The sequence below is a fragment of the Streptomyces sp. NPDC060028 genome (genome assembly GCF_042736725.1).
In the GTDB taxonomy this organism is placed as follows: Bacteria; Actinomycetota; Actinomycetes; order Streptomycetales; family Streptomycetaceae; genus Streptomyces.
In genome coordinates this window covers 60,886-73,087 of sequence record NZ_JBHWVJ010000023.1, presented here as the reverse complement: position 1 = coordinate 73,087, position 12,202 = coordinate 60,886, and the positions used below count along the sequence as shown (strand labels likewise).

Annotated in this window: 10 protein-coding genes; 5 read left to right on the top strand and 5 right to left on the bottom strand. The window is 73.2% G+C overall.

Annotated elements, in window-relative coordinates; genetic code table 11:
* Positions 1-21: 21 nt before the first annotated feature.
* Positions 22-2,412: a collagenase gene (locus ACFWBF_RS14350; protein WP_385600357.1), complete on the bottom strand. Its 2,391-nt coding sequence runs from the start codon at positions 2,410-2,412 to the stop codon at positions 22-24.
* 173 nt (positions 2,413-2,585) lie between these two features.
* On the opposite strand from ACFWBF_RS14350, the gene ACFWBF_RS14345 reads away from it, so the two are divergent.
* Positions 2,586-3,971, top strand: a complete 1,386-nt coding sequence (locus ACFWBF_RS14345) for an aminopeptidase P family protein (RefSeq protein WP_385600354.1) — start codon at positions 2,586-2,588, stop codon at positions 3,969-3,971.
* A 93-nt stretch (positions 3,972-4,064) separates the two neighbouring features.
* On the opposite strand, the gene ACFWBF_RS14340 is transcribed toward ACFWBF_RS14345, so the two are convergent.
* The 3 genes from ACFWBF_RS14340 to ACFWBF_RS14330 all read right to left on the bottom strand — a co-directional run bounded on the left by ACFWBF_RS14340 (position 4,065) and on the right by ACFWBF_RS14330 (position 6,065).
* Positions 4,065-4,400 (bottom strand): hypothetical protein, encoded by a 336-nt coding sequence (locus ACFWBF_RS14340; RefSeq protein WP_385600351.1) that lies wholly within the window; start codon positions 4,398-4,400, stop codon positions 4,065-4,067.
* A gap of 136 nt (positions 4,401-4,536) precedes the next feature.
* Entirely contained in the window at positions 4,537-4,935 is a 399-nt protein-coding gene (locus tag ACFWBF_RS14335; protein ID WP_385600348.1) for a RidA family protein, read from the bottom strand.
* Complete coding sequence (locus ACFWBF_RS14330; protein WP_385600345.1) at positions 4,932-6,065, bottom strand: acyl-CoA dehydrogenase family protein; 1,134 nt, start codon at positions 6,063-6,065, stop codon at positions 4,932-4,934. Before ACFWBF_RS14330 ends, ACFWBF_RS14335 begins: the two co-directional genes overlap by 4 nt.
* A 138-nt stretch (positions 6,066-6,203) precedes the next feature.
* On the opposite strand from ACFWBF_RS14330, the gene ACFWBF_RS14325 reads away from it, so the two are divergent.
* The 4 genes from ACFWBF_RS14325 to ACFWBF_RS14310 all read left to right on the top strand — a co-directional run bounded on the left by ACFWBF_RS14325 (position 6,204) and on the right by ACFWBF_RS14310 (position 9,984).
* Positions 6,204-7,826, top strand: coding sequence for an AMP-binding protein (locus ACFWBF_RS14325; protein ID WP_385600342.1), 1,623 nt, complete (start codon positions 6,204-6,206; stop codon positions 7,824-7,826).
* Between the two features lie 9 nt (positions 7,827-7,835).
* Positions 7,836-8,636 carry a PaaX family transcriptional regulator C-terminal domain-containing protein gene (locus ACFWBF_RS14320; RefSeq protein ID WP_385600339.1) on the top strand — a complete coding sequence of 267 codons (801 nt, stop codon included), beginning with the start codon at positions 7,836-7,838 and terminating at the stop codon, positions 8,634-8,636.
* 71 nt (positions 8,637-8,707) lie between these two features.
* Positions 8,708-9,547, top strand: coding sequence for a GNAT family N-acetyltransferase (locus ACFWBF_RS14315; protein WP_385600337.1), 840 nt, complete (start codon positions 8,708-8,710; stop codon positions 9,545-9,547).
* The gene (locus tag ACFWBF_RS14310) at positions 9,544-9,984 is read left to right on the top strand and encodes a hypothetical protein (protein ID WP_385600334.1); all 441 of its coding nucleotides are present in this window, start codon (positions 9,544-9,546) and stop codon (positions 9,982-9,984) included. Before ACFWBF_RS14315 ends, ACFWBF_RS14310 begins: the two co-directional genes overlap by 4 nt.
* Here ACFWBF_RS14310 and ACFWBF_RS14305 read toward each other — a convergent pair.
* Positions 9,968-12,202, bottom strand: coding sequence for a bifunctional salicylyl-CoA 5-hydroxylase/oxidoreductase (locus ACFWBF_RS14305; protein ID WP_385600416.1), 2,235 nt, complete (start codon positions 12,200-12,202; stop codon positions 9,968-9,970). The genes ACFWBF_RS14310 and ACFWBF_RS14305 overlap by 17 nt on opposite strands.

Below are 12,202 nucleotides of genomic sequence, written 5' to 3'. Positions count from 1 at the left end.
ACGGGACCGGCCCGGAGCGGATCAGCTGCGGAGCGGGCCCTCACAGCTGTAACTCGACGTGGCGGCGACGTGGTTGGTCCAGACCTCCACCGCACCGAAGGAGCAGTTCATGTCGGCCAGGTTGTTCGAGGCCGCCCCCGCCCGGTCGAGGATGAAGTAGTCCACCGTCTCGGACATGTCCTTGAAGTTCTGGTCGTCGCTGCGCCAGTTCTTCAGGTTCGCCGAGATCCGGCCGGTACAGGTGAACCGGCGCTTGCCGGCGTCGCCGTTCTCCACGCAGTCCGGCGTGTTGTAGGTGGCGGTCGCGAAGGCCGACTTCACCGACGCGAGCGCCGCGTCGCGCAGCTGGTCGTTGGGCGTGAAGGAGGTGTTCGGGACGAAGAGCTGGTCCACCTTGGCGATCTGGGTGTCCAGGAACTTGTTGTAGTCGCGCTGCAGGTAGCTGTCCGCGCCCATCCGGTAGCGCCAGGCGTCGTAGCCGGCCACGTCGTTGGCGCGCAGGTGGGTGTACATCTCGCGGAGCAGCGAGGGCTTCTCGGTCCACAGGAACTCGAAGAACGTGCCCGCGTAGTTGTAGAAGCGGAAGCCGTCGCCGTCGTAGGTGGCGTTGAGCAGCTGCTCGATCGACATCCGCGGGCCGCCGCCGGCGGTGTCGCTGATGATGCCCTTCACCAGGGACTTGCGGACGGCGATGCCGTTGTCACGGGTGGCGCCGTCGAAGAACTCGGCGGTGCCCTCGTCCATGGCCGTCGTACGGTCGCTCTCGTACCAGGGACCTTGTCCGAAGGAGCCGGGGACGGCGAAGCGGCCGTTGAGGTAGTGCGTGTACTCGTGGCGGAAGAGCTCCTCGAGGGTGAGGGAGGAGTCCTGCGGGACGCGGCGCTGGTACGTGTAGAAGGTGGCGCCGTTCTCGATGTACATGCCGCCGTTGTTGGTGCCGTAGCCGTTCAGCATCGTCTGGTAGGTCACGTAGTCGGCGCGCGAGGCGTACAGCACGATGTTCAGCGTGGTGTTGGGGTCGCCGGCCAGCGGCTGGTCGGTCCCGATGACCCGGTGGAACTGCGTCTTGACCTGCTTGCTCGCGTAGTAGAGCTGGTCGACGGTGGCCCGGTCCAGGGCCGTGCGGACCTTGATGGCGCCGTTGTCGTAGAGGTAGGTGTTCGGGAAGAGCATCTTCTCGATGTCCTCCTTGCACACCCCGTACGGCTTGCACGCCTCGTAGGTGTTGAGCCAGGAGACGATCTTGGCCCACTGCTCGCTGCCGTTGCCCCACGCGGTCTTGACCTGGCCCAGGAGGCCGCCGAGGTCGGCGACGATCGGGTCCCGCAGGCCGTCGATCTGACCGAAGCGGCCGTACTCGCCGAGCGCGTCGCGGGCCGCCCAGTCGTTGACGGTCCCCTTGAGGTGGGTGTACCCGGCGAAGGCCTTGAACGCGGCCCGGTAGCCGGCGTCGGCCTTCGCCGCCGCGTGGAAGGCGCTGTCCTGGTTGCCCGGGTACACGCCGAGGTAGTTGACGGTGAGGGCGGCGAGGACCGCGCCGCCCCAGGCCCCGTCGCGGTTGGTCGCGGTGTGCGACGCGTCCAGGGTGGCCAGGACCTTCTTGACGAGGCCGATCTGGTACTGGCGCAGGCCGGGGCCGGTGGCGTAGAGGGCCTCGCGCAGGGTCCGGGCGTTGGAGGCGGTGACGTCGAAGGTGTGCGCGGCGTCGCCGAAGTCGGCGATGGCCCGGCGCATGGCGTCGACGGTCGCGGCGTCGGTGAGGTCGATCTCGGAGCGCGAGAAGTCGTGGTAGACGGACGCGTGCAGGTAGGTGAACATCTCCTCCAGGTGGGAGGAGTTACGGCCGTCGTGAGCGGCGGCCAGGCCGGATATCCGGCGGGAGACGGCCTGGACGTGCGCGTCGGACATGACGGGCGCCAGGCGGGCGTCCCAGGTCCAGATCAGTCCGCGCAGACAGCCGTCGGCGGTGACGGCCGGGTCGGCCAGGAAGTCGGCGAACTGCTCGGGGGTGAGGCGGGTGATCCCGTCGAGGGTGCAGGGGACGCCTGCGGCGACGCTCTTCGCGGTGGGCGCGGCCTGGGCGGCGGCGAGCCCCCGGCTCTTCTCCGTACGCTCGGCGGGAGCGGCGGCGGCCGGGGCGGCCCCGGGGACGCGGCCGTCGGCCGCCAGCCCGCCGGGAGCCTGGGCCGTCGCCGGCGCGGCCTCCTTGGGCGAGGCGAGGTGGTCGACCTCGTCGAACGGGTTCCCCGCGGCGCCGGGCGCCTGGGCACCGGCGAACGCGGCCGGCGCCGGGGCGGAAACCGGGGCCGGGGTCTCGGCCGCCTGCGTGACGGCCTGCCCGGCGGAGGCAAGGAGGGTCACGGCGACGGCGGAGGCGAGGAAGGAAGAACGCACAGCTCTGTGCTTGAGCACCGAGAACTCCTGAGTGGGGAGGCTGAAGTGGGGGGTGGTGCGTGAACTGCCCTGCTTCACACGGCGTTTGACGGGGATTAACGCGCCGCGGTGTGAGCTGTAACATAGTAATGTGAAATTGCACTGACAAGCCCTGTGCGCCCACCAGTTCGCATCTTCTTGAGGGAGCCCCCGTGACCGACACCCCCTCCCGCCCCACCGCCGGGCTCAACATCGGCAGCCATGACCTGCCCGTCTCCGCGGAGTTGTCCCGGTTCATGGCGTCCGACTGGGCGCCCTCTCCCCTGCCCGACTCCAGCCGGATTCCGGCGTACGCCGTCACCCCGGCCCGCCGCGCCCGCCTCTCGGCCCGCTTCCCCGGCGAGCGGCTGATCGTCCCGGCCGGGGAGCTGAAGGTCCGCTCCAACGACTGCGACCACCGCTTCCGCCCGCACAGCGCCTACGCCTGGCTGACGGGACTGACGGGCGAGGACCAGGTGGGCCACGTCCTGGTACTGGAGCCCGCGGGCCCGCACGCGCACGAGGCCGTCCTCTACCTGCGCCCGCGCTCCCCGCGCGCGGGCGGCAACGAGGAGTTCTACCGGGACCGCCGGTACGGGGAGTTCTGGGTCGGCCGCCGCCCCGACCTCGCCGAGGCCGAGCGGCTGACGGGACTGCGCTGCGCCCATCTGGACACGCTGGGCTCACCCGCGGGCCGCAACGCCGCGACCGACGGCGAACTGGCCGCCACACTCTCCGAGTTGCGCCTGGTCAAGGACGCCTGGGAGGTCGAGCAGCTGCAACTGGCCGTCGACCACACCACGGCCGGTTTCGAGGACGTCGTACGGGCCCTGCCGCGCGCGCTGGCCCACCCGCGCGGGGAGCGGTGGATCGAGGGGGTCTTCGGCCTGCGCGCCCGGGCGGAGGGCAACGGCACCGGCTACGACACGATCGCGGCCTCCGGCGCGCACGCCTGCGTCCTGCACTGGATCCGCAACGACGGGCGGCTGAACGGGGACGAACTGCTCCTGCTGGACGCGGGCGTGGAGACCGACACCCTGTACACGGCCGACATCACCCGCACCCTCCCGCTCTCGGGGCGCTTCTCACCGGTCCAACGGCAGGTCTACGAACTGGTCCTGGCCGCCCAGGAGGCGGGCATGGCCGCACTGCGGCCGGGCGCGAGCTTCCGCGACTTCCACCGGGCCGGAATGCGCGTGATCGCGGAGGGTCTGGCGGAGTGGGGGGTGCTCAAGCACCCGGAGGGCGACCTGCACCGGCGCTACACCCTGTGCAGCAGCGGGCACATGCTGGGACTCGACGTCCACGACTGCGCGAAGGCGCGGGCCGAGACGTACCTGGACGGCGTCCTGGAGGAGGGCCAGGTCCTGACGGTCGAACCGGGCCTCTACCTCCAGCCCGACGACGAAACCCTCCCGCCTGAGCTGCGCGGCATCGGGGTGCGCATCGAGGACGACCTGGTGATCACCTCGACGGGGGCCCGCCTGATGTCGGGCGCCCTCCCGCGCACCGTGGCGGGCATCGAGGACTGGATGGGCAACCTCCTCGCCGGCGCCTGACCTTCCACGCCCGGACGGCCCGTGGCCCGTGGCGCGCGCGGAGCGCGCCACGGGCGTCACGAGGAGGAGGTGGGCAGGGGGGACGGTGAGCGATCAGCGGTTCCAGCCGTTCCAGTTACCGTTGTCGTGCCAGTCGTTGTTGTTCCAGTTGCCGTGCCAGTCGTTGTTGTTGTTGTTCCAGTTGCCGTCGTGCCGGCTGTCGTGCCAACTGTCATTGTTCCAGTTGCTGTTGTGCCAGTTGCTGTTGTGCCAGCCGTTGTTCCAGCTGTCGTTGTTCCAGTCGTCCTGGTCCCAGCACCAGCTGGGGCGGTTGTTCCAGTCGCGATCGCAGCAGTCCCGCCATCGATCGCCGTTCCAGTTGTCGGAACACCTGAAGTTCTGCTGGACGGTCTGCGGAAGAGCCGCGGCGAAAGCACCACTGACGGGCATCAGGCCGAGCGTGATCCCGGCGGCCCCTGCCACGGCTGCCGCAACGAACCCACGGCGCATATCCATGCACCTCCGAGTATGGAAGACGGAGTCTACAAAAGGGGCATATCCACCCTCTCTCCTGTGCGGCGAGCTGTCAAAGCAGGACCGCGACGCCGTCCAGTTCGACCAGTGCCTGCTCGTCCCACAGCCGGACCACCCCGATGACCGCCATCGCCGGGTAGTCCCGGCCCGCCAACCGGCGCCAGATCCGACCGAGTTCGGGGGCGTGGTGCCGGTAGGCCGGCACGTCGACGGCGTACACCGTGACCCGCGCCAGAGCGGCCGGTGTACCGCCCGCCGCCGCCAGGGCCGCCAGCAGGTTTCCCAGGGCCCGCTCGAACTGCTCCGGCAGGGTTTCGCCCACCACCTTGCCCGAGGCGTCCAGCGCGGTCTGACCGGCCAGGAACACCAGCCGTCCGCCCTCGGCGACCACCGCGTGGGAGAAACCGGTCGCCGGGGACAGCCCGGGCGGATTGACGCGCTCGACGCTCATCGCGCGGCCACCTCCCGTACTTCCCGGTACAGCTCCTTCGCGATGATCGTGAGCTGCACCTCGCTCGCCCCCTCGTAGATCCGCGGCGCCCGTACCTCCCGGTACAGGTGCTCCAGCAGGTGCCCGCGCCGCAGCGCGCACGCGCCGTGCAGCTGAACCGCCTGGTCCACCACGTACTGCGCCGTCTCCGTGGCCAGCAGCTTCGCCATGGCCACCCGCCGCGGCACCTCCGGCGAGCCGGCGTCGTACGCCTCGGCGGCCGCGTACACCAGCAGCCGGGCCGCTTCCGTACGGGTCGCCATCTCCGCGACCCGGTGGGCCACCGACTGGAGGTCGCCCAGTACGCCCCCGAAGGCGCTGCGGCCCGCCGTGTGCGCCAGCGTCGCGTCCAGCGCGGCCCGGGCCATGCCGACGGCGAAGGCGCCGACGCTGGGGCGGAAGAGGTTCAGGGTGTCCATCGCCACCCGGAAGCCCCGACCGGGCTCCCCCAGCAGGTCGTGCGGGCCCACCTCGACCCCGTCGAAGAGCAGCGAGCCGATCGGGTGCGGGGAGAGCATGTCCAGCGGCTCCCCCGACAGCCCCGGCCGGTCCCCGGGGACCAGGAAGGCCGTGACCCCCTTGGCGCCCGGCTCCTCCCCGGTGCGGGCGAAGACGGTGTAGAAGTCGGCCTCCGGGGCGTTGGAGATCCAGCACTTCTCCCCGCTCAGCCGCCAGCCTCCGGCTGTCGGCACCGCCTGGAGCGCCAGCGCGGCCGCGTCCGACCCGGCCCCCGGCTCGCTCAGCGCGAAGGCCGCCACCGCCCGCCCCGCGCGCACCGGGGGCAGCCAGCGCTCGCGCTGCTGCGCGCTGCCCGCCCGGAGCACGGGGTAGGCCCCCAGCCCCTGGAGGGCCAGCGCCGTCTCGGCCTCCGTGCAGCCGTACGCGAGGGACTCGCGCAGCAGGCACAGATCCAGCGCCCCCGACGTGAAGAGCCGGTCCAGCAGCCCCTCCTCCGCCAGGGCCGCCAGCAGCGGCCGGTTGACCCGCCCCGGCTCCCCCTTCTGCGCCAGCGGCCGCAGCCGTTGCCCGGCGAGTGCGCGCAGCCGCCCGCACCACGCCTCCTGGTCCGCCCCGAGCGCGAATCCGGTCATCCGAATGTCCCCGCCTCTATCGCGTCCTGTTGACTGCCGTCACCATGACGATACGCTCGTGTGGCAACCGCACGGCCGGCTCCACCCATTCCGGTCCAACACGCAGGGGCCGGACCGTTGCAAGGGGGCGAACCCGCCTTGGAGCTCAAGCCTTCCGCCCACTCCGACACTTTCGCGCGCGACCATCTGCCGCCCCCGCACGCCTGGCCGCAGCTGCTCTTCGAGCTCCCCGAACTGGCCTACCCCGACCGGCTGAACTGCGGTGCGGAGCTGCTCGACGCCACCGTCGCCCGGTTCGGCCCGGACCGCCCGGCCTTCCGCGGCGGCGACGGCACGGTGTGGACGTACGGGGAACTCCTCGACCGGGTGGACCGCCTCGCCCACGTGCTCACCGCCGACCTCGGGGTCGTCCCCGGCAACCGGGTGCTGCTGCGCGGCCCGACCGGCCCGTGGCTCGCGGCCTGCTGGCTGGCGGTGATGAAGGCGGGCGCGGTGGCCGTCACCGTGCTGGCCCAGCAGCGCGCGCAGGAGCTGGCCACGGTGTGCGCGATGGCCGAGGTACGGCACGCGCTGTGCCACGCGGACGTGATGGACGACCTGGTCAGGGCGCAGGTGCCGGGCCTGCGGATCACCCCGTACGGCGGCGGGGGCCCGGGCGATCTGCTGAGCCTGGCGCGGGAGCGTCCGGGCCCCTTCCCGGCCGTGCCGACCTCGGCCGACGACGTGGCCCTGATCGCCTTCACCTCGGGCACCACCGGCCGGCCCAAGGGCTGCATGCACTTCCACCGCGACCTGCTGTCCGTCGCCGACACCTTCTCCCGCAACGTCCTGCGCCCCCGCCCGGACGACGTCTTCGCGGGCAGCCCGCCGCTCGGTTTCACCTTCGGGCTCGGCGGGCTGGTCGTCTTCCCGCTGCGCGCGGGCGCCTGCGCGCTGCTGCTGGAGGAGGCGACGCCGCGCCGGCTGCTGCCCGCGCTCGCCGAGCACCGGGTGACGGTGCTGTTCACCGCGCCCACCGCGTACCGGTCGATGCTGGACACCCTGGGCCCGTACGACGCGGGCGCCTACGACCTCTCGGCGCTGCGGCGCTGCGTCTCGGCGGGCGAGAACCTGCCCGCGGCCACCTGGCGGGCCTGGTACGAGCGCACCGGCCTGCGGATCATCAACGGCATCGGGGCCACCGAGCTGCTGCACATCTTCATCTCGGCCGCCGACGAGGACATCCGCCCCGGTACGACGGGCCGGGTGGTCCCGGGCTGGCAGGCCCGGGTGGTGGACGCCGCGGGGCGGCCCGTCGCGGACAACGAGCCGGGGCTGCTGGCGGTCCGCGGGCCGGTGGGCTGCCGGTACCTGGCCGATCCGCGGCAGGGAGAGTACGTACGGGACGGCTGGAACCTGACCGGCGACACCTACGTCCGCGACCCGGAGGGGTACTTCCGGTACGTCGCCCGCGCCGACGACATGATCGTCTCGGCGGGGTACAACATCGCCGGCCCGGAGGTCGAGGAGGCGCTGCTGCGCCACCCCGACGTACTGGAGGCCGCGGTGGTCGGCCGCCCGGACGAGCGCCGCGGGCAGATCGTGGTGGCGTACACGGTCACCCGCGAGGGCGTCGTCCTCACGGAGGACGCCCTGCGCACCTTCATGCGGGCGGAACTGGCTCCCCACAAGTGCCCGCGCACCTTCGTCTTCCTGTCGTCGCTGCCGCGCACGGCCACGGGGAAGCTCCAGCGTTTCCGGCTGCGCGACCTGGAGATCTAGAGTGAAGCCGTGGTCGAGCAGCACACTCCGCGATCTTTGATCGTCACGTTCTACGGAGCCTACGGGCGGTCCTTCGAGGGCCCGGTCCCGGTGGCCGCGCTGATCCGCCTGCTGGGCGCGGCCGGCGTGGACGCCCCGTCGGTGCGCTCCTCGGTGTCCCGGCTCAAGCGGCGCGGCTTCCTGCTGCCGGCGCACGCCGGGGACGGCTCGGCGGCGTACGAGCTCTCCGAGGAGGCGCACCAGCTCCTGGAGGACGGCGACCGGCGGATCTACGGCGCCCCGGAGCCGTCGCCGGAGTGGCTGGTCGCCGTCTTCTCCGTCCCGGAGCAGGAGCGGCACAAGCGGCACCTGCTGCGCTCCCGCCTGGCCCGGCTCGGCTTCGGCGCGGTGGCGCCGGGCGTGTGGATCGCCCCGGCGCACCTCTACGGGGAGACCCGGCACACCCTGGACCGGCTGCACCTGACGGCGTACGTGGACCTCTTCCGCGGCGCGCACCTCGGCTTCGCCCCGACCGCGGAGGCGGTGGGCCGCTGGTGGGACCTGGCGGCCCTGGCCAAGCAGCACGAGGAATTCCTCGACCTGCGCGAACCTGTCCTGCGGGCCCTCCAGTCGGGTCCGGAGCCCTCCCCGGAGGAGGCCTATCGCGGCTACCTCCTCGCCCTGGACTCCTGGCGCCGCCTGCCGTACGCCGACCCGGGGCTGCCGCGCGAGCTGCTCCCGGCGGACTGGCCGGGCGACCGCGCGGCGGCGGTCTTCGCCGAACTGCACGCGCGGCTGCGGGACCGGGGCGCGGGGTTCGTCCGGCCTTGACCGGCCCCAGCCGCCACAGGACCCCCGAAAACTCGGGTGCACGGGGGCTCGGGGCCACGCGAGGATGGGCCATGACCTGGACTTTCACTTCCGACCTGGCGGCCTATCTGGCTGCGGCGGGCCCGGCCGTGGCGGCGCGACCCGTCTCCCATTCGATCCTGCTGACCACCGCCGACACGCTGCGGCGGGGCGGCCCGCACGCCTACGGGCCGGCCGACCCCTTCTTCGGCTGGTGGACCGGGGCCGACGGGGCCGTCAGCGGCGGCCTCCTGTGCACCCCGCCCCACCCGCTGCTGCTCGGCGCGCTGCCCGCGGAGGCGGTCCGGGCGCTCGCGGCCGCCCTCGACACCGAGCCGCTGCTCGCCGGGGTCCACGGGTTCAACGCCCGCCGCCCCGACGCGCAGGCGCTGGCCGAGGCCTGGGGGCAGCCCACCCGGGTCGCCGAGGAGAACCGCCTCTACCGGCTGGCCGGGCTGGTCGCACCCGATCCCGCCCCGGCGGGGCGGGCCCGGCTCGCCGCCGAGGGCGACCTCCCGCTGCTCCTGGAGTGGATCGCGGCCTTCCACGAGGAGGCGGGGGTGGTGGGTCCCGTGTCCGAGGCCCGGCTCCGCGACCGGATCTCCTACGGCGGGATCCGGCTGTGGGAGCACGCCGGGATCCCCGTCTCGCTGGCCTCCTTCTCCCGTCCCGTCGGCTCGGCCGCCCGCATCGGCCCGGTGTACACCCCGCCCGCCGAGCGGGGCCGCGGCTACGCGGCCGGGGTCACACACGCGGCGAGCGAAGCGGCGTACGCGGCCGGCGCCTCGGAGGTCCTGCTCTTCACGGACCTGGCCAACCCCACCAGCAACGGCATCTACCTGCGCCTGGGCTACACCCCGGTCGAGGACCGCGTCGAGGTCGTCGCGGCATGAGCACCACGCAGCCGCACGAGCCGCTGGAACCCCTGTGGACGATCGCCGCGAACGTGGTGCAGTGGCGCCGCCACGGCGAGGGCGGGCAGGGACAGCGGCCGGGCACGAAGACCTTCAAGGGCGGCGCCAAGGTGTACGTCTGCGGCTGGTCCGGCGGCCAGGAGTACTGCTCGGTCGCCGGCCGGACGCGGCAGAGCCCCCGCTTCGTCAACGCGATCGTGCCCGCCCGCCACCTGCACACCTTCCGGCCTCGGCTGGTGCGCAGCCCGGCCCTGCTGCGGACCATCGGGTTCTCGTGGATCGGCGACGAGGAGGAGGCCGTGGCGGGCGCGGCCCGTCTGGAGCGGAACGCACGGACCTACCGCGCCGAGCGCTGGCCCGACCGGCCGCACCCGGAGCCCTGCCTGTGCCACGAGTGCCTCAGCCGCGTCCCGTAGGCGGTCTGCGGCTGCCCGCCCGGTAGGGGGCGGGCCAGGGCGCGGCCGGGCCGTCGTAGGACTGGTCGGCCGCCGCGTGCAGGGTCCAGTGCGGGTCGTACAGGTGGGGCCGGCCGACCGCGCACAGGTCCGCGCGGCCCGCCAGGAGCAGGGAGTTGACGTCGTCCCAGGAGGAGATCGCGCCGACGGCGATGACGGGCACGCCGAGCGCGTTGCGGATGCGGTCGGCGTACGGGGTCTGGTACGAGCGCCCGTACTCCGGGACCTCGTCCGCGACCACCTGGCCGGTCGAGACGTCGATGGCGTCGGCGCCGTGGGCGGCGAAGGCGGCCGCGATGTCGACGGCCTCCTGCGGGGAGGTGCCGCCCGCGGCCCAGTCGGTGGCCGAGAGGCGGACCGTCATGGGCCGGTCCGCGGGCCACACGGCGCGTACCGCGTCGAAGACCTCCAGCGGGAAGCGGAGCCGGTTCTCCAGCGGGCCGCCGTACGCGTCTTCGCGGTGGTTGGTCAGCGGGGACAGGAACCCGGACAGCAGGTAGCCGTGCGCGCAGTGCAGTTCGAGCAGGTCGAAGCCGCTGTCGGCGGCCCGGACGGCGGCCGCGGCGAAGTCGGAGCGGATCGCGGCGAGGTCGGCGGCCGCGAGCGCGCGCGGGACGGCCGAGACGCCCGGCCGGTACGGCAGCGCGGAGGCCGCCACCACGGGCCAGTTGCCCTCCGGCAGGGGCTCGTCCACGCCCTCCCACATCGCCCGGGTCGAGCCCTTGCGGCCGGCGTGGCCGAGCTGGACCCCGAGGGCCGTGCCGGGCGCCGAGGCGTGCACGAAGTCGGCGATGCGGGCCCAGGCCGCGCCCTGCTCGGCGGTGTACAGGCCGCTGCAGCCGGGTGTGATCCGGCCCTCGGCGCTGACGCACACCATCTCCGTCATCACCAGGCCGGCCCCGCCCAGCGCCCGCGAGCCGAGGTGCACCAGGTGGAAGTCGCCCGGCAGCCCGTCCTTCGCCGAGTACATGTCCATCGGGGACACCACGATCCGGTTGCGCAGGGTCAGCCCGCGCAGGGTGAACGGCGTGAACATGGGCGGAGTTCCCTCGTCCGGGCAGCCGAAGTCCCGTTCCACGGCGCGCGCGAAGCGTGTGTCACGCATCCGCAGGTTGTGGTGCGTGACCCGGCGGCTGCGGGTGAGGAGGTTGAAGGCGAACTGCCGGGCGGGCTGGTCGACGTACCCGGCGATCTCCTCGAACCACCGCATGCTGGCGGCCGCGGCCCGCTGGGTGCTGGCGACGGCGGGGCGCCGCGCGGCCTCGTACGCGGCGAGCGCCGCGGGGACGTCCGGCTCGCGGGCGACCGCTTCCGCGAGCGCGAGGGCGTCCTCCACCGCCAGTTTGGTGCCGGAGCCGATGGAGAAGTGCGCGGTGTGCGCCGCGTCGCCGAGCAGGGCCACATTGCCGTGGGACCACCGCTCGTTGACGACCGTACGGAACTGTGTCCATGCCGAGCGGTTGCCGTGCAGGGGCCGCCCGCGCAGGGCCTCGCCGAAGATCTTGGCGCAGCGCGCCGCCGATTCCGCCTCGTCGCACAGGTCGAAGCCGGCCGCCCGCCAGACCTCCTCGCGCATCTCGATGATCACGGTCGACTCGTCGGCGGAGAACGGGTACGCGTGCAGTTGCACGACCCCGTGCTCGGTCTGCGCGATCTCGAAGCGGAAGGCGTCGAAGGCGAAGTCGGCGGCCAGCCAGATGTAGCGGCACCGCCCGCTCGTCAGGGTCGGCCCGAAGTGCTCGGCGCCCTGCTGCCGGGTGCTGCTGTGCACCCCGTCCGCGGCGATGACCAGGTCGTACGAGGCGGCGAGCGCGGCCGCGTCCGGCGCCGCGGAGCGCAAGTGCAGGCGCACGCCCAGTCCGGCGCAGCGTTCGTGCAGGATCTCCAGCAGCCGCCGCCGGCCGAGCGCGGCGAAGCCGTGGCCGCCGGAGGTCAGGAGCCGTCCCCGGTGCACGATCTCGACGTCGTCCCAGCGCACGAACTCCGCGCACAGGGCCGCGTAGACCACCCTGTCGGCCCGCTCGATGCCGCCGAGCGTCTCGTCGGAGAGCACCACGCCGAAACCGAAGGTCTCGTCGGGGGCGCCGCGCTCCCAGACCTCCACCGTGTGCCCCTGCCGGGCCAGGAGGGCCGCGGCGTACAGTCCGCCCGGTCCCCCGCCGACGACGGCGACCCGCAT